The 17,836-nt window shown below is 68.2% G+C and carries 16 protein-coding genes; 12 read left to right on the plus strand and 4 right to left on the minus strand.

The features are described 5' to 3' along the window. Positions 1–2 precede the first annotated feature (2 nt). The 4 genes from OG331_RS03730 to OG331_RS03745 all read right to left on the minus strand — a co-directional run bounded on the left by OG331_RS03730 (position 3) and on the right by OG331_RS03745 (position 4,415). Positions 3–2,846 carry a helix-turn-helix transcriptional regulator gene (locus OG331_RS03730; RefSeq protein ID WP_406191524.1) on the minus strand — a complete coding sequence of 948 codons (2,844 nt, stop codon included), beginning with the start codon at positions 2,844–2,846 and terminating at the stop codon, positions 3–5. A gap of 66 nt (positions 2,847–2,912) precedes the next feature. Continuing rightward, positions 2,913–3,083 carry a hypothetical protein gene (locus OG331_RS03735; RefSeq protein WP_406191526.1) on the minus strand — a complete coding sequence of 57 codons (171 nt, stop codon included), beginning with the start codon at positions 3,081–3,083 and terminating at the stop codon, positions 2,913–2,915. Between the two features lie 145 nt (positions 3,084–3,228). Then, complete coding sequence (locus tag OG331_RS03740; protein WP_406191528.1) at positions 3,229–3,663, minus strand: hypothetical protein; 435 nt, start codon at positions 3,661–3,663, stop codon at positions 3,229–3,231. After that, positions 3,648–4,415 carry a DUF4255 domain-containing protein gene (locus OG331_RS03745; protein ID WP_406191530.1) on the minus strand — a complete coding sequence of 256 codons (768 nt, stop codon included), beginning with the start codon at positions 4,413–4,415 and terminating at the stop codon, positions 3,648–3,650. Before OG331_RS03745 ends, OG331_RS03740 begins: the two co-directional genes overlap by 16 nt. 189 nt (positions 4,416–4,604) lie before the next feature. Between OG331_RS03745 and OG331_RS03750 the strand changes: the two genes are divergently transcribed. From OG331_RS03750 to OG331_RS03805, 12 genes are all read left to right on the plus strand, one after another. Next, positions 4,605–6,158 (plus strand): phage tail sheath family protein, encoded by a 1,554-nt coding sequence (locus OG331_RS03750; protein ID WP_406191532.1) that lies wholly within the window; start codon positions 4,605–4,607, stop codon positions 6,156–6,158. Between the two features lie 21 nt (positions 6,159–6,179). Further along, entirely contained in the window at positions 6,180–6,623 is a 444-nt protein-coding gene (locus OG331_RS03755; protein WP_406191534.1) for a phage tail protein, read from the plus strand. Beyond that, on the plus strand, positions 6,620–7,018 hold the full coding sequence (locus OG331_RS03760) for a hypothetical protein (protein ID WP_406191536.1): 399 nt from the start codon (positions 6,620–6,622) through the stop codon (positions 7,016–7,018). The genes OG331_RS03755 and OG331_RS03760 overlap by 4 nt, the downstream gene beginning before the upstream one ends. Next, the gene (locus OG331_RS03765; protein ID WP_406191538.1) at positions 7,015–7,167 is read left to right on the plus strand and encodes a DUF6760 family protein; all 153 of its coding nucleotides are present in this window, start codon (positions 7,015–7,017) and stop codon (positions 7,165–7,167) included. Before OG331_RS03760 ends, OG331_RS03765 begins: the two co-directional genes overlap by 4 nt. Before the next feature lie 816 nt (positions 7,168–7,983). Then, entirely contained in the window at positions 7,984–10,575 is a 2,592-nt protein-coding gene (locus tag OG331_RS03770) for a DUF4157 domain-containing protein (RefSeq protein WP_406191540.1), read from the plus strand. A 13-nt stretch (positions 10,576–10,588) separates the two neighbouring features. Next, positions 10,589–11,044 (plus strand): phage tail protein, encoded by a 456-nt coding sequence (locus OG331_RS03775; protein ID WP_406191542.1) that lies wholly within the window; start codon positions 10,589–10,591, stop codon positions 11,042–11,044. Between the two features lie 28 nt (positions 11,045–11,072). Continuing rightward, positions 11,073–11,534 carry a phage tail protein gene (locus OG331_RS03780; RefSeq protein ID WP_406191544.1) on the plus strand — a complete coding sequence of 154 codons (462 nt, stop codon included), beginning with the start codon at positions 11,073–11,075 and terminating at the stop codon, positions 11,532–11,534. A gap of 16 nt (positions 11,535–11,550) precedes the next feature. After that, the gene (locus OG331_RS03785; protein ID WP_406191546.1) at positions 11,551–12,264 is read left to right on the plus strand and encodes a LysM peptidoglycan-binding domain-containing protein; all 714 of its coding nucleotides are present in this window, start codon (positions 11,551–11,553) and stop codon (positions 12,262–12,264) included. A 3-nt stretch (positions 12,265–12,267) separates the two neighbouring features. Then, positions 12,268–14,211, plus strand: a complete 1,944-nt coding sequence (locus tag OG331_RS03790) for a phage baseplate assembly protein V (protein ID WP_406191548.1) — start codon at positions 12,268–12,270, stop codon at positions 14,209–14,211. 221 nt (positions 14,212–14,432) lie between these two features. Further along, positions 14,433–14,846, plus strand: a complete 414-nt coding sequence (locus OG331_RS03795; protein ID WP_406191550.1) for a GPW/gp25 family protein — start codon at positions 14,433–14,435, stop codon at positions 14,844–14,846. A 1-nt stretch (position 14,847) separates the two neighbouring features. After that, positions 14,848–16,794, plus strand: coding sequence for a putative baseplate assembly protein (locus tag OG331_RS03800; RefSeq protein WP_406191552.1), 1,947 nt, complete (start codon positions 14,848–14,850; stop codon positions 16,792–16,794). Between the two features lie 47 nt (positions 16,795–16,841). Then, positions 16,842–17,330, plus strand: a complete 489-nt coding sequence (locus OG331_RS03805; protein WP_406191554.1) for a phage tail protein I — start codon at positions 16,842–16,844, stop codon at positions 17,328–17,330. Positions 17,331–17,836: the final 506 nt, after the last annotated feature.

Below are 17,836 nucleotides of genomic sequence, written 5' to 3' on the forward strand. Positions count from 1 at the left end.
CTTCATGGCGTGCGGGCCGACGGGTCGGTCGGCGGCTGACCGAGCGCGGCGCGGAGCTGGCGGCGGGAGCTCAGGCCGAGCTTGGTGTAGACGTGGCCGAGGTGGTATTCGACGGTTTTGATACTGACGTAGAGCCTGTTGGCGATTTCCTGGTTGGTGTGGCCCTGGGCGGCCAGGTGGGCGACGGCGTGTTCGCGTTCGGTGAGGCTCGTCAGATCGGCGGGGTTGTCGAGGCCGCCTGTGGGCGGATGCAGTCCGCAGGCGATCAGATCCTCGGTGGTGCGCTCCAGGTAGGGGGCTGCGTCCAGGACTGTGAAGGCCCTGTGGGCGCGGCGCAGTTGGTCCGCGGCGCTCTTGCGGTCTCCGGTCGCCAGCAGCAGGCGGCCGTGGGCTTGGTGGAGCAGGGCCCGGTACAGGGGCAGGTCGTCGTGGGGTGCGGGGGCAGTGAGGGCTGCGGCGTAGTGGTCGAGCGCGGCGTGCGGGTCACGGTGGGCCTCGGCCAGGCGTCCCTTGAGGTAGGCGGTGGCCGAGTGGAGGCAGGCGGCGGTGGCTTGCGCTGACGCAGTGAACGCGTCCAGCCGCTTCAGGGTCTGCTGCGCCTGCTCAATGCGGCCGGCGCCGATGAGTGCCTCGGCCTCCAGGGGGAGCCACCACAGTTGCCAGGCATGCAGAAACCCGGGAGCGATGTCGTGCAGGGGACGCAGGGCGCTGTGCATGTCGTTGGGTTCGCCGCGTGCCTGGGCCACTGTGGCCTGCGCCAGCAGGGAGTACAGGCGATCGACGCGGCGCCAGCCCTGAGGGGGGTCGGCGCGGCAGTGGTACGAGGCGACCTGCCAGCGGCCACGCCCGGCGGCGACGGCGGCGGCCACGGCGTGGGCGGGGGCCATGCCGTAGGGCAGGTCCTCGAGCTCGGTCAGGGTCAGGGCGTAGTCGGCGGCGGCGGTCGCGTTGTCCCAGTCGCCCAGCAGGTAGTGGCAGATGGCGAGCATGTAGTGGTCGGCCGGGTAGACGGTGGGGGCATGTCCGGCTCGGGTGCGGGCGATGAGCGTGGTGAGATCCCCGCGTGCCGCGTGCAGGGCGCCGGCCATTACCTGGCAGGTGCCCCGGGGCCGCAGCAGGGGGGTGGCGGTGGCCGGCACGCGAGCCGGCTCGGGAGGCAGGTGCGTCAGTGACTGCAGTTGCTGCAGGCCGGCCTGCGGGCCGCTGGCCATGAGGGTGGCGGTGGTCAGCAGGGACTGTGCGCCTTGCGTCACGTGGCCGTAGGGGAAGCCCAGCTGCAGGGCATCGCGGATGGGAGCGAGGGCTGCTTCGCCGTTTCCTTGCGCGGTGTACAGGCTGCCCAGCCACATGTTGGCCAGGGTCTGTACCCAGGTGTCCTGGGCGGCGGCCGCGGCCTCGACGGCATCGCTCAGGTGCCGTTCGGCGGCAGCGGACCCGCCGGGGTGGTGTTGTGCGAGCTGTCCCAGGAGGGCCGAGCGCAGCGGGCTGGGTGTGCAGTGCTCGACGGCGTCGCGGAGTTTGACGGCGCGGCTGAAATCGTTGCCGAGGATGAGGTGGGCGGCGGCGTTCAGCAGGTCGTCTTCTTGTTCGGTGCGCTTCTGGGACAGATCAGCAGCCCACAGCAGGAGGGTTGCTGCGCGTTCCGGTCGGCCTGCTGCGGCCTGTTTTCCGGCTTCGGCGCGCAGGTCGTGGATCAGGGGCTGGTTGCCGCGGTGGCTTGCGGCGACGCGGTGGGCCCAGGCGGCCGAGTGGTCGACCACAGCTGCGGCGGCCGCGTGCAGGGCTCTGCGGCGGACAGGGGAGAGAGCTTGGTAGACCGTCTCGCGCAGCAGGGTGTGGCGGATCTGCACGGGTGTGGTGGGGTCGGTCGGCCACCATTGCACCAGACCTGACGTCAGCAGCGGGCCGAGTGCCTGTTCGGCGTCTTTGACTGCGGCTACCTGACCGACCGCCCCGAGCGGGACCCGCACGTCCAGGACCGCCAGGGCCTCGGTCAGGGCGCGGCTGTCGTCGGGGAGCCGGTCCAGCTGGCGGTGCACGACGGCCGACAGCGAGGAGGGGACGGGCAGAGCGCGTTCGGGGTCGGCGAGACTTTCGGTGGCTTGGGCGTCGGCGACGACGGCCTGGATGTAGAGGGGGTGGCCCTGGGTGTGCTGGTGCAGACGCTTGGCCGTCGCCGGTGCCAGGATGCGGCCTCGCAGCGCGGCCAGGTGGGCGACATCTTTGACTCCCAGCCCTTCGACGACGATGGTGCGGGCGCGTTCCACGCCGGCGGGCAGGCGGCTCCACACCGTGGTGGCGCTGTCTGTGCCGGGTACCTGGAGGGGGGGGTGGGCGGCGGGTGAGCCGGTGCGGGCCGCCATGATCAGGGTGACGAAGTCGGAGGACAGGCGCCGGGCGACGAAGCTGAGGACTTTCGCCGATGCCGGGTCCGCCCAGTGGGCATCGTCGATCACGATGGCCACGGGGGAGGACTGCTCGGCTTGTCCCAGGAGCTGCAGCAGCTGCGCGCCGACCTCGGCGGCGGAGGAGGAGGGCAGCAGGGCGTCCAGTGCGGGAAATTCCCTCAGGGCGGCGCGGTCGGCGCGGCGCAGAAGCTGATCGATTGCGCTCAGCGGCCAGTCCTGTTCGGCGGGGTCGCATCCCGCCCACCACACGGTGGTGTCCGCAAAGGCGCCCAGTGCCCGCCGGATCAGGGCGGTCTTGCCGATGCCCGAACGGCCCTGGACCACCACCAGCCAGGGCACCCCGCGGCGTCCCGCCTCGAGGCACTCCCGCAAGGTCTTCAGTTCCTCGTCTCGGCCGACGAACTCTCTCGGAGGGCCCGACCCGGCGTCCTGCGTCACCCTTCCGCCTTCCCGGCCATCCGGCCTACCGCGTTCATGCGATGCCCTACCGCACAGCGGCCGCTGTCATGGCTGCCGGCCAGGGGAACGCCCGTCGAGGTAGTTGTTGATGGAATCGGCCAGTCGGCGCAGCGCCGCACGGTCGAGCGTGTCCTCACGGCCGAGACTCAGCAAAATCTCGGCGCGGACCTTTCCCTGGCTGCGCCGGTTCTGCGCCAGTTGCAGATACGTCACCACACTGCCGTCCCGGTTCTTACGCTGTGTTCTTCTCAGGTACACCACCCATCATGACGCAAAAGCGGGCAATCTATCTGATTCTCCCCTCCGGCCTCTCTCCGGGCAGGCCGGCAACGGGTGCCCGGGGGTCCGAGGCGGACGCCGGTCACTGCCCGCGGGCCACCGTATTGGTGGTCTGGAAGATTGCCTCGCCCTGCTTGACCGGAACCGGATCGGGGATTGAGCCAAGCGGGGTGACCTGCATGGCCGGCGACTCAACGGTGAAGATCGCATCGAACATGGCGCCCTTCAGCAGCATCGGCTTGTGGTCGTTCGTGACCATCTGCGTCATGTTGATGGGCTGCAGGATGAGCTGCAGGGTTCCCGTTCCGGGGACCACGAACGGCGGTGAGATGTACGCCATCGGCTGCCTCAGCGCCGGGGGCAGTTCGTCACCGACCAGGCACGCGGCTCTCTTCGTGATCTTCACGGTGGCGCTGGTACCGGTCAGCGGACACGGTGCCTCCAGCTCGGGGACGACGGCGGGAGGGGTGATGGTGACCTGGAGCAGGTCACCAGTGACGATCAGCTGGTCTCCCATGGACTGTCTCCCCTTTCTTCTGCCGGCGCCTCGCTCGGCGCCGGCGGGTCGGTCTGCGGTGGGGGTGCGCTCGGGGCCGGCACGTCCGGATCGGTGCGGGTGCCGATGCGTTCCCTGATGCGCACGGTGGTCCAGCGCCGCACCGGCGAGGCGGCGGGCCCGGGCATGACGGGAGGGCGTGCCTGCGCCGGGTCGGAGGAGGGGGTGATGCCCAGATCCAGAATGTCGGGGGGGCTCGCGAGCTCCAGCGGCCGGTCAGGCAGCAAAGGCGCGGTCACGACCAGGTCGAGGCAGGCACGCGGGGGCATCTGCAGCGCCGACCACAGCTTCCATCCGGGCGCGACGGGGTCGAGGACGGCAGTCCGCAGGGGGACCGGCCGTCCGACCGCCGCCAGGGACGAGCTCAGGCACGCCGTCGGCAAGGACTCGTAGTTGACCAGCGCGGCCAGCACAGCTCCCAGCAGCCGGTGTTCGTCCTTGACCGACGGCGCCAGGGCGGTGACGAGGTAGGACAGGTCGTAGCGGCGCAGGGGCAGATGCCGCTTGATCACCTGGTGGTGCTCGTCGCGGACCTCCCCCCACCCGGCGGCACGCCCGCCGGCGTCTTCGGCCACGTGGTACAGGAACAGGCAGACCTGCGGTGCGTCGGGGCGTCCGTCGGCACCGGGCGGCGCGTCGAAGCTGACGGCGGTGCCCTCGGGCAGACGGTCCGTGAGGAAGGCGTGCAGGCTGGCATCCACTTCGTGGAACATGTCCGCCACTGTCTCGCGGGGCCGGGCCCGAACGCACTCCGCTGCGGGGCCGCCGGGCGGACACAGGCCGCTGCACGATGACGCAGAACTGGGTGTCTTGCTGGCCACCCTGCGGTCCATGGGAGAGGCCGGGTACGGGCTGACAGTCTTCCTGATGTCAGCCGAACCTTTGTTGCTGCAGGAGGGCATGTGCCCAGTTACCTCTCACCTGGTGTGTACATGGAGGAAGTTTCCTCCGGCTCAAAACCCATCGAGGGCGTGGGCACCGCGGTGTGCGCGTTTGTCGGCTTTGCACAGAAGGGCCCATATAACGAGCCCACCCTTGTGACGAACTGGACGCAGTTCACCCAGGCCTTCGGCGACTTCACAGAAGGGGCTTACCTCGCCCACGCCGTCTACGGGTACTTCCTCAACGGCGGCGGCACCGCCTATGTGGTGCGCATCGGAGGAGGGCAGGAGCAGGAGCCCGAAACGGCTTCGCCGGCCCAGGCCGAGCTGACCGCCGGTTCCGGGGACAGTGCCCGGCCTGCGCTCGTGGTGCGGGTCAAGGAATCCGACGCCGAGGCTGCGCCATCGCTGTCCGTGGTGGTGACCGAGCCGTCCGAGCCGGCCGAAGGAACCTTCAAGCTGGTGATCAAGCAGGACGGCAAGGAGAAGGAGACCTTCGACAACGTCACGGTCAAGAAGGGCCCCCGCAATGTGGTCCACGCCGTGCGTCAGCGTTCCCGGCTGATCGTGATCGAGGAGGCCAAGGGCGCCGCCCAGCTGGTGCCCAACCACGGCGAGGTCGACCTGCCGGCGCCGGCGGCACCGGATTCCGAGTCCGCTCCCGAACGGGTATCGGCCAGCGACTACGTCGGCGACTCCGGCGACCGCACGGGCTTTGCCGGCCTGGAGGCGATCGACGAGGTCACCATGCTGAGTGTCCCGGACCTCATGAGCGCCTACCGGGACGGCCTGATCGACCTGGAAGGGGTCAAGGCGGTCCAGCTGGGGATGATCGCCCACTGCGAGCTGATGGCCGACCGGATGGCCATTCTCGACCCTCCGCCGCAGATGAACGCCCAGCAGATCAAGACCTGGCGCTCGGAGACGGCCGGCTACGACTCGAAGTACGCCACGCTGTACTGGCCGTGGGTGAAGGTGATGGACCCGGCGGCGGGCAAGGCGGTCCACATTCCCCCCTCGGGCCACCTCGCAGGGGTATGGGCACGCAACGACGCCACCCGCGGCGTCCACAAGGCGCCCGCCAACGAAGTCGTCCGCGGAGCGATCTCCCTGGAACTGAACATCACCCGTGGAGAGCACGACCAGCTCAACCCCATCGGGGTCAACTGCATCCGCGCCTTCCCCGGCCAGGGCATTCGTGTCTGGGGCGCGCGCACCCTCGCCAGCGACGCCGAGTGGCGCTACATCAACGTCCGCCGCCTGTTCAACTTCGTCGAGGAATCCATTCTGCAGGGAACGAACTGGGTCGTCTTCGAACCGAACGACCAGAAGCTGTGGGACTCGGTGAAACGCACCGTCACCATGTTTCTGCGCGGCGTATGGCGCGACGGTGCCCTCTTCGGCCGGATTCCCGATCAGGCCTTCTTCGTCAAGTGCGACGAGGAGAACAACCCGCCCTCAAGCCGTGACCAGGGAATCCTCAATGTGGAGATCGGCATCGCCCCCGTCAAACCGGCCGAATTCGTCGTGTTCAGAATCTCGCAGTACGCCGACGGCGCGGGACTCGAGGAATAAAGCCGGTAAAGGAGACATGTAATGGCTCAACCGCACGATGCGATAACCGCCTCACGGTTCGCCGTGGTGATCGACGGATACGAAATCGCTTCCTTCTCGGAACTCTCCGGCATCGTCACCGAAGTGGAACCGGTGGACTATCTTTCCTCCTCCGACAAGGAAATCATCTTCAAGAAACTGCCCGGCAAGGCGAAGCCCCCCACCGTTGTACTGAAGCGAGGCAAGACCTCGGGCCTGGAGCTGTGGTCATGGCACCAGACGGTGCTGCTCGGCGACCTCACCGCCGCCCGCAAGAGCGCCTCACTGGTCATGTACAGCTCCGACGGCACCCCTGTCGCCCGCTATTACCTGCAAAACGCCTGGCCGTCCAAGCTGGAGGTCGGGGCGCTGCGGGCGGGCAGCAGTGAGGTGCTCATGGAGACCGTCACCCTCGTGTGCGAGCACCTGCAGCGGGTGGCGCCGTGACCGTGACCACCACCGCCGAGGGCGGCATGCGCACGCAGTACCCGTTCGTCCTGCCCCGCGGCTACGTCGACGAGGCAGGCCAGGTGCACCGCGAGGGGGTGATGCGGCTGGCCACAGCCCGCGACGAGCTGCTGCCGCAAACAGACCAGCGGGTGCGGCAGAACCCGGCCTACCTGACCGTCCTGCTCCTGGAACGCACCGTGACCAGTCTGGGGTCGGTGTCGGAGGTGGACACCTTCGTCATCGAAAACCTTTTCGCTTCCGACCTGGCGTTCCTGCAGGACCTCTACCGGCGCATCAACCAGGACGGCCACACCGAGGCCGCCGTGTCCTGCCCTGCGTGCGGTCACGACTTCGCCGTGGACGTAGCGGGTGATGCCTCGGGGGGATCGTGACGTACGCGGCTGACCGCCTGTGGGAGGAAGCCGCGTACGTCGCCTATTACCTGCACTGGCCGTTCGAGACGATCCTCGATCTTGAGCATCCGGTGCGTGAGCGTCTCATCGAGGAAGTCGGAAAGATCCATACCCGGATGGCCGGATGACCGGCAGCAACAGCACAGAAAGGAGTCGCCATGCGGTGGCCGCTTCGCCGTGCCGGCACCCGGCAACCGGCCGCGGATGGCAGCGTGCCCGACAGGTCGGCCAGTGACACGGCGCGAGCCGACGGGCAGGCCAGGGCCGGCCGGGACTGGGCAGCGCTGCCCGCCCTGCGTCCTTCGGTCCTTGCGCCGCCCGCGATCGCCGTACCGGTCGCCGGCCTGCCCGACGTCAGCGGCACCCGTTCTCTGCTGCACCGCACGGCGGTCCCCCTCGATGAGCCCGCTCCGGCGGGTCGGGTCGAGGGACTGGCCGCCCCGGCGCTCGCCCCCTCCCAGCCGCAGCCGCCCGCCGCCCGGCGCCGCGCCCTGCGCCTGCCCCGCACGGCGGCGCCCGGGCCCCCGACGGCCCAGGCGCCGGCGGTCGAACCGCTGCCGCAGCCCGCCGCCCGGCCGGTGCGGGCACTGAACCATCCTCGCCCCCAGCCGTCGGCCCCTCTGACCGAGGCGGTGGATGCCTGGGTGGGCCAGCCGCAGGAGCCCGCCGAGCCCTACAGGGCCCCTGGGTGGCTGCGGGCCGCCGGCAACGCACCCTTCTTCCCTGCGCTGGATCAGCCGGCCGCGGCTGTGCCGGACCAGCCGGCCGCGCCGTCGCTGCCCAGCCGGGACGAGCCGCTGAAGGGCATGACGTCCTGGACGGCGCCCTGGCCTCTGCCTTCCGACGAGGCCGCCCAGCCCCCGCCTGCCTCAGGCCCTCCGGCTCCTGCGCCACTGCAGCCGGCGCCTGGCAGCGGTGCGCCCAGGCCGTCCCGCAGGCGCAACTTGGGCCAGAGCCGCCGGCTCGGCCTGGGCGCGCCGCTGACCCAGCCGCCCGGCGAAGCCCCTCTTACCCATCCGGCCGAGGAGCAGCACAGCGATTCCGACGACGATGCGGAGGAGGAACCGGCCGCCGGCCCGCCTCCTGCTCCGGCGCCGCAGCCTGCCGCCGCACGGGAAACGCCTGCTGCGCCGCAGCCTGCCGCCGCACGGGAAACGCCTGCTGCGCCGCAGCCTGCCGCCGCACGGGAAGCCCCTGCTGCGCTGCGGCATCCGCCTGCGGCGCGTGAGACGGCCACGGCGGCGCCCACGGCGCCGGTGGTGCGCTACCAGCCCGGTCCGACTCCCGTGCAGCCCCAGCCGCATGCCCAGGTCGTGCTGCCGCCGGCCGACCCGCCCGGTGTCGAGCGGGTCCCGCCCGCCGTCGCCGCTACGTTCCAGGCCAGCTACCACACCGACATATCGCGCGTTCCCGTCTTCCGCGGCCCGGAGGCCGCCACCGAGGCCCGCAGCCGCAACACGCGGGCCTTCAGCCGCGGCGGGGCGGTCTTCCTGCCGGCCGATGAAGGTCCTCTGGACAGCCCCCGGGCCCGTCCCCTGCTCGGACACGAACTGGTGCATGTGGTGCAGCAGCGCACTCTGGGTGCCGCCCTGCCGCACCCGCACACGCCGCACGGGCAAGCCTTGGAAGCCCAAGCCCGCGCCGGCGAGGGAGTGCTGTCGGCCGGCGCCGGACCTGCCGCGGGCCCGGCAGAGCTGATGCACTCCCCCGCCCTGGATCCCTCCCGGTATATCGGCAAGCTCGCCGAAGAGCTGCTGCGGCAGGGCCTGGCCCACCATGACGGGGCCGGCCACCTCGTGCTCGGCTCCGGAGAGGCCCTCGACTCCGTCGACAGCTCCGCCGCCGTCACCCAGCACTTCGGCGAGGAGCAGCTGCTCCAGGTCAAACTGCAAATCCTCAGCGACCTGAACCACGACCGGTACAACCGGATCGAGGACCTGCGGGACAACTTCGCCATCGGGGTGCACGAGGCGGAGCTTGAAATCTGGAAACACGCGTCCAAGGAGGAACTCACCGATCCTGTCTGGCTCAAAAACAGGCGGGTCGAGGCGATGAACACGGCCGTCCGCTGGAGGACGGACGGAAAGACCGGGTTCACCGACGAAGACATCAGCCGTAAAGAGGAACGAGAATTCGACGCGGCGGTCCGGCTGTTCAACGAGCTCGAGGGCGACGGCAGCGGATACGGTTCCCTGCCCAAGATCCCCCAGATCATCGGGCTGACCTGGCGCGAGGCCGAGATCCAGCTGCAGCCATTGCTGAAAAAGCTGAGGAACCCGATCACCAGGCGCTACCGGGAGAGCACCTCCGAGAAAGACATCGTGATCGGGGTGTCACCCGGGGAGGGAAAGACCTACCTCGAGGAAACCCAGGTCATCGTGACGATCTCCAGCGGCCGGAGTCGGGACGCCGCGTTCAGCGATGCGGCCACCTCAACCCTCCAGACAGCCACCGCAATGCTGGGCCTGAAGTGGAAGGACGAGTACGCGCAGAACGTCCGCCAGCAGTTCGGCGTCTTCCAACGCGACGAAAAGACGGAAAAACCGGCTTCCGAGACGTCGGAGAAGTCCGGGAAGAAGTCCGCAGGAAAGACGTCTGCGCCGCCCAGGAAGGACGCAGAGAAGCAGACGGGGACGTCGCCCGGCACTTCCCCTGCCGCTACCGGCAGCCCGGGCACCTCCTCTGCCGCGCCGACCACGCCGGCCACGACCACGCCGGCCACGCCGGCCGCCTCCACGCTCCCCGTCCTGCCCACCGGATCCGCCGGGGTGGTGGAGGGGGACGGCGCGGCCGGCGCGGCAAGCGGTGCCGCTGCGGCCGAGAAGCCGGCCCGCCCCAGCGCTGCAGCAGCCAAGATGCCTTCGGCCTCCGACGAGCACCCCTTGCGGATGCCTCAAATCGTGGGCATGACACTGGAAGAAGCGAAAAGGGTACTGCAGCAGGCCGGCATCACCCACTACAAGATCACTGAACGGCCTTCGGCAAAAGCCGAAAAAGACATCGTGATCGAGGCCCCTCCGGAAAAGACATTCCTCGGCACGAAGAAATCACCTATCTATCCCTCCATCATTGTCTCTTCCGGGCACTCCTACGGAGCACTGGCCGCCGAAGCCGGCATGGAACTGGCCGGAACACTGGACGCCCTGACAGGCCTGAAAGTCTTCGGGAAGAAACGCAAGCAGATCCGACAGGCTTTCGGCGTCTTCGAGTCCCCGGGCGAATGGGTCGATCCCGCCCGCTCCGAAGCGGGCCAGGACGCCCTCGACCTCGACTCCGGCACCGAACCGGCCGCGACAGGCACCGCGGCGGTCACCACGACGGGCACCGCGACGGGCACCGCGGCGGTCACCGCGGCCACAACGGCCCTGACCACCGCAGTCGCATCGGCCCCGCAGGCCGGTAAACAGCAGATCGCCACGGACGCCCTGAACCTGGACGAACTGGCCGACCGGCTCTACAGCCGGCTGCGCAGCCGGCTGGCTGCGGAACTGAGAAACGACCGCGCACGCGCGGGCATGCTCAGCGATTACAGATGAGAAAGGAAATGAAATGGGCAACCTCGATCAACTCGCCCTTGCCAACCGGTTCAAGGTGGTTCTCGAAGACAACACCGTCGACCTCGGCTACTGGTCGTCGGCGTCCGGCTTGGACGTCTCATGGAATCTGTGTGAATACCGTGCAGGTGACTCGGGAAATCGCCGGACTTATTTTCCCGGGTCCACAAAGTACTCCGACATCGTCCTGCAGCGAGCGGCCTGCCAGGACACGATGAAGGTGCAGGATTGGCTCAAGAACTGCTCCTTCGCGAACTCCCGGAAGCGGTTCACCGGGACCATCGAGCTGGGCGACAGCGAGAACCTGAAGATCGCCAGCTGGGACCTGGTCAACGTCATGCCTCTGAAGTGGGCGGTGGAAAAGTTCGAGGCCTCCGCGAGCAAGGTTGCCATGGAGACCCTGACTCTCGTCCACGAGGGATTCCTCTCCGACGAAACGCAGTTCCAGTGACCCCACCGCAGGGAAGGCGTGCAGACCCATGACAGACGCTCCGCCCCTGGGCATCACTCAGAGGTTCCAGGTCGACGTGGACGGCATAGGCCTGGGCGGCTGGAAAAGCTGCAAGGGAATGACCGTCAGCTTCAAGCACAAGTTCCACTATGAGGGAGGACTCTACGACCAGCCGGCCGCAGTGCTTCCCGAACAACTCGAATATCAGGTCATCACGCTCGAGCGGGCCATGTCGGCCGTTGACTCCCCCAGGGTCCAGCAGTGGCTGAGGGATATCTCGCAGCTATGGATGGAGGATCCTACGGGGGGCACCTACCGGGGCTGTACGGCGACGATCAAACTGTACGACGCCTCTTTGACCGAGGTTGTTGCCGTCTGGACCCTGCGCAACGTGTTCCCTGCGAAATGGTCGGGTCCGTCTCTCGACGCCATGGGAACCGCTGCCGTCGCCCTGGAATCTCTGGACCTTGTCCACCAGGGATTCCTGTAGCCAAGGGATGTAGAAAGTGACTGCTCCTCCCCAATACACCAACTGGGCGCCTGGCCATGACCGTGCCAAGCTCGTGTCCATCTCGCCGGCGGCGCCCGGCTTCGTGCTGTTCAACTACAACCCCCTCAAGATCCAGTTCAAGCGGACCCCGAAGACCAGCTCGCGCGCCATGGCGGAGGGCGCCAGCCCCACTCTGCTGGAAAAGAGCCCGCTGGCCGGCATTTCGATCGGCGACATCATCCTGTCGGGCCAGGACACCAAGGCCCGCTGCGACTTGCTCATGGGCTGGTGCGCGCCCCCCACGATCCTGGCGTCGCTGAAGATACCGGGGTTCCCGATCGCCACCGAACTGCCCCTGCTGTCGTTCCAATGGGGTCCACCTGCCGCGGGGTTTTTCTACCTCGTCAGGCTGGAGGACGTCACCATCGCCTACGACCGCTTCGACAAATTGGGGCTCCCCCTGCGCGCTACTGTTTCCCTCTCCATGCGGGAGCAGCCCAACGTTCTGGGAACCCTGCCCACCAACCCCAGTTCCGGAGGGCTGCCCGGGCGCAGCAGCCATCTGGTGCGTGAGGGAGACAACCTCACACAGATCACGACCGAGCATTACGGCCATCCCAAGCACTGGCGGGCTCTGGCGAAGGCCAACGGGATCGATGATCCGCTGCGCGTGAAGCCCGGGCAGTACGTGTATCTCCCCAACATGTCCGAGATCACCGATGAGGGATGACTGATGTTCTCCAATCTTTTGTCGCAGGCCGCGGAAACCGTTCGTCCCGGTGTGCTGGTCGGGGAGGTCTTCCCGGCCGCGCTGCCGTTGTCGCCGCTGGTCTCGGACCGGCTTGTCCGCGTCTCCGTGGACACGCACCTGCACATGCCGGACATGTTCGAGCTGGTCTTCCTCGAGAGCAGCACGACCAACTCGGCGATGGAGAGCGGTCTGATGATCGGCTCCTGGGTGGTGATCACGGGGAAGGCAGCGGGCGTGCCCGACGCCAGTGAGCTGATGGGCGGAGAGGTCACTTCCATCGAGGCCGTGTGCGAGAACATGCAGGTCCTCACCGTGGTCCGCGGCCTGGACCGGTCCCACCGCCTGCAGCACGCCCGCCGCACCCGGGTCTTCACACAGGAGACGGACTCCTCCATCGCTATGCAGATCGCCGAGGGGGCGGGCCTGGTCCCGATGGAGGTTGAGCCGACGCTCACCATCCACACACACATGCCGCAGGTGAACCAGACCGACTGGGAGTTCCTCAAGCAGCGTGCGCGGGAGATCGGCTATGAAACCGGCGTGAGGGACGGGGTGTTCTACTTCCGCAAGGCCTCCGGCTCAGGGCTTTTGTCCCTGCTGCCAGGGTTCGATCTCACTTACAAGAAGAACCTGCTGTCCTTCCAGCCCAGCGTCACCTCCGCCAACCTGACGTCCATGGTCGAGGTGCGCAGCTGGGACAGCGACAATGCCAAGGCCATGGTGGCTCGCGAGGCGGTCAGCGGCTCGACAGCCGACCTCATGGACATCACCTTGAAACCCGCCGTTCTGGCATGGCGCGCCGCCGGCCTCAATGTGCCGATTCCGCCGCCGCCTCCAGCAAACCCCCGGCTTGCCGCGCAACTGCTCTCCCTGCCCAATCCCAATGCTTTCGTGGTCAACGACCGTCCTGCCGGCGACGGTCTCCTTCCTGAAATGGCTGTCGCCGATGCTGCCGCGGGGCTGGCCGAGCAGATCGGCAGCACGTATGCCGAGGCGGAGGGGGTCGCCATCGGTCACCCTGACATCCAGGCCGGCCGCGCCGTGAGTGTCGACGGAGTTCCCCTGCAGTTCGAGGGCAAGTGGTGGGTGACGCGGGCCCAGCATGTCTTTGATGCCGACGACGGCGGCTACCGGACACGTTTTTGGGTGAGCGGCCGGCACGACCGGTCCCTGCTCGGGCTGACCTCTATGGGCGCCAGCCAGGGCGCGCCGCCGCGTATCGAAGGCCTGTTGTGCGGCATCGTCACGGACACCGGCGACACCGGCCTGCCCCCCAAGGGCCGGGTCAAGGTGATGCTGCCCGTGCTGTCTCCCAGCTATGTCACCGACTGGGCGCGGGTGGTGCAGGTGGGCGCCGGAGCCGACGGCGGGGCGTACTTCCTTCCCGAGGTGGGCGACGAGGTTCTGGTGGGCTTCGAATTCGGTGATGTGCGCCGCCCTTATGTCATCGGTGGCCTGCTCAACAACAACAGCAGCTACCACTTGGACGGACTGGGCGGCCCCGCGGTGATGCCGCCCGTGGCCGGGCAGGTGGTCAGGCGGGGCTTCGCCTCTCCGACAGGAAACCGGCTGACGTTCCACGACGTGGCGACCGTCGGGGGCCCCAGCCTGCAATCCTCTGTGGTGCTGGGCACCAAGTCCGAGAACATCGCCCTGTCCATCGACCAGAAGATGGGCACGGTCACGCTGTCGTGCAAACCCGTGCCGCCGGAGAGCTCCAATCCCGCTGGAACAATCACCATTGAATGCGGCGAGGGCGGCACGATCAACATCAACTCCGGGCAGGGCGGCAAAGTCAATGTCGAGGGCGGCGCCGAAGTCGCGGTCAAGGCTCTCAAAATCAGCCTCACTGCTGAGACCTCCATCGAGATGAGCGCTCCCCAGTCGATCGCTTTGAAGTCTCCCTCCATCGACCTCGGAGCCTGACCCCGCATTCCCCGGAGAATCCCATGCACCTCTCGCGGCACCACTGCTCAACCGCCCACCCCGGCAGGCGGGCCCTGCTGTCCCCAGGCCCTGCCCGCAGCAGTGGGAGCCATCCGAGGCACCGGGACGGAACAGAGCGCGCATCTGCGCCGTGTGCGGCACCTTGCCTGCCCCGGGCACCGCACTGCACCCTCCAGGACCGGCCGAAGGAGGCGTGAGCGATGCACAACACTCGCCCCGACTTCACCGGCATCGGGTGGGCCTTTCCGATGAGTACCACCGCCAGCGGCGGCATCGCCATGGTGGCCAATGACGACTGCCTCATCAAGGCCATGCGGCTCATCCTGTCGACCTACCCGGGCGAACGGCCCATGCGCCCCGAGTTCGGCTGCCGTCTCAGGGACTATGTCTTCCGCGGCGCGAGCATCCAGACCGCCGCGGAGATAGCCGGTGAAGTGCACAACGCACTGTTGCGCTGGGAACCACGCGTCATTGTCGAGAGCGTCGACGCCTACCCTGATCCGGACGATCAGGCCCTGATCTATATCGACATCCGGTACACGACCAAGGCCACCAACGACCAGCGCAACCTGGTCTTCCCCTTCTACAGCATCCCCGACGAAGGGAGCGACTGACATGGTCCTACCTGCGCCTCACCTGGACGACCGCCGTTTCCAGGATCTCGTTGACGAAGCCAAGCGCATGGTCATGCAGCGCTGCCCCGAATGGACCGACCACAACGTCTCGGACCCGGGCGTCACCCTGATCGAGACCTTCGCCTACATGACGGACCAACTGCTGTACCGGCTCAACCGTGTCCCGGACCGCCTGTACATCAAGTTCCTGGAACTCATCGGCGTGTACATCCTGCCGCCCACCCCCGCACGCACGGCCCTGACGTTCTGGCTGTCCGCGCCCGCCCGCACCGACCACGTCCTCCCCTCCGGCACCCAGGCCGCGACCGTGCGCACCCAGACCGAGGACCCGATCGTCTTCACCACCGTCCACGACCTGCTGATCGTTCCCACTTCTTTGCAGCACGTACGCACCTATGCCGCCGCTTCCCAGTACGCCGTCCCGGACAGGCTCACCGGCAACACCGGCTTCCCTGCCTTCAGCACCACCCCCAGCCCGGGCGATGCGCTGCTGATCGGCCTGAGCGATGCCGCTCCGCAATGCTGCGTGCGGCTGAACTTCACCTGCCGTATCGACGGCGTCGGCGTCGACCCCAGCGACCCGCCGCTGACATGGCAGGCATGGGACGGCGAGGACTGGGCCGACTGCGCCGTCCTCAACGACGAGACCGGTGGCCTCAACCGTGACGGCTCCGTCGTCTTGCACCTGCCCCGCCGGCACGAAGTGAGCGTCATCGACAGCGAGCGAGCCGGCTGGCTGCGCGCCATCGTCACCGAAACCGAAGAGGGCCAACCCGCCTACAGCTCCTCTCCCCTCGTCCAGGACGTCAGCGCCGATACCATCGGCGGGTCCGTGGAGGCCATCCAGGCAGATGTCGTGCAGGACGAAGTCCTCGGGATGTCCGAAGGCGTGCCCGGACAGACCCTGTCCGTGCTGCGCACCCCCGTACTCGGCGGCTCCTACCCGGCACAGCTCAAGATCAGCTCCGATGACGGCTGGGACGACTGGGAGCCGGTCCGTTCCTTCGCCGCCAGCGGTCCCGCCGACCGGCACTTCGTGCTGGACGGCTATACCGGCACCGTTCACTTCGGGCCTGCCGTGCGCGAACCCGACGGCACCATACGGCAGTACGGCGCCGTCCCTGCGCGTGAGGCAGTGATCTGCCTGCACCGCTACGCCACGGGCGGCGGACGGCGCGGCAACGTCTCCAAGGGAGCGGTCCAGACACTCAAGTCATCGGTCCCGTTCGTGGCACGAGTGGAGAACCTTGATGCGGCCACCGGCGGAAGCGACGGCGAAACCATCGAGGAAGCCAAAACCCGCGGCCCTCTTTTGCTGCGGTCCCGCACCCGCGCGGTCACCGCCGAGGACTACGAGGTCCTCGCCAAAGGCGCAGCCCCCAGCACGCGCGTGCACTGCCTGACCGCCGGTGAACAAGCCGTCGACGCAGGCTCGGTCAAAGTACTGGTCGTCCCTTCAGCCGCCAGCGACAACGGCCGCGTCCGCTTCGAGGACCTCGCACCGCCCGCCGAACTGATGCGCCGCATCGCCACCCGGCTCGACCAGGTCCGGCTGATCGGCGTACGGGTCCTGGTCGAGCCGCCCCGCTATCAGGGCATCACCATCGTCGCCAGTGTCACCGCCCGCCGCCAGGCAGACCAGGCTGAGGTGCGCACCGCAGCGCTCGACGCTCTCTACAACTACCTCAACCCCATCACCGGCGGCCCCGACAGCACAGGATGGCCCTTCGGCCGCGACGTGCAGACCGGAGAGATCCACGCCCTGCTTCAGCGCCTTCCTGGCGTCGACATGGTCAATGAAGTCCGTCTGTTCGGAGCCAACCCGATCACAGGGGAACGCGGGCTGGAGACCAACCACCTGACCCTCGCGGACAACAGCCTCATCTACTCCTACCAGCATCACGTCCGAATCGAGGAAGCTCGATGAGAGGAAGCGTTCCCGGACTGGCCACTCCGTACCCGCTTGGAACCCTGATGCCGGCGGTCTACCAGGAGGATCCCTTCGCGATGCGCTGGTTGGCCGGGCTGGACGATGTCCTCTCACCCGTCCTCTCCACCCTCGACTGCCTCGCCGCCTACTTCGATCCGCACTACGCTCCCAGCGACTTCCTGGAATGGCTGGCCAGTTGGGTCGGCATCACCATCGACAGCAACTGGCCGACCGAACGGGCCCGCAAGGCGCTCGCATGCGCTGTCGAACTCCACCGCACGCGTGGAACCATCACCGGCCTGCGCGACTACATCGAGATCCTGACAGGCGGCACTGCGGAGATCGCCGACAACGGCGGCGTCGCATGGGCGACCGCCCCGGACATGCCGATGCCCGGCGAAGACACACCTCGGCTGGCCATCCGCGTGATCGTGCCCGACCTCGAAGCAGTGAACATCGCAGTGCTGGACGACCTCATCACGGCCGCCAAACCCGCTCACGTGGTGCACCGGCTGGAGGTGGTCTCAGCATGATCGTCTGCAAGCAGTGCGGGGCACACAACCAGCCATCCGATACCTTTTGCGGCTCCTGCGGCAGTTTCCTGGAGTGGACCGGGGAATCCGTCAAGAAGCCCGTCATTTCCGAGGAGGTCATCCAACAGGCCGAGGAGGAGGCCAAGGCACCGAAGCGGGGACTCCTGGCGCGCGTGCAGTCCATGATCTATGCCGACGTCGGAAAGGCAGAACCGGCTGCGGCGGCATCCGGGCCAGGCGGCATGCCCGGGCGTCCCGGAATGCCGGGCATGGGCGGCCCCCCCGGCATGCCCGGACCACCCGGCATGCCCGGGCGTCCCGGACCACCCGGCATGGGCGGCCCACCCGGCATGCCTCCACGCCCCGGACCACCCGGCATGGGCGGCCCACCCGGCATGCCCGGACCCCCCGGCATGCCCGGGCGTCCCGGCCCCCCCGGCATGGGCGGCCCACCCGGCATGCCCGGACCCCCCAGCATGAGCGGCCCCCCCGGTATGCCGGGCGCA

It is taken from the genome of Streptomyces sp. NBC_01017, from assembly GCF_045162795.1.
Classification (GTDB): domain Bacteria; phylum Actinomycetota; class Actinomycetes; order Streptomycetales; family Streptomycetaceae; genus Streptomyces; species Streptomyces machairae.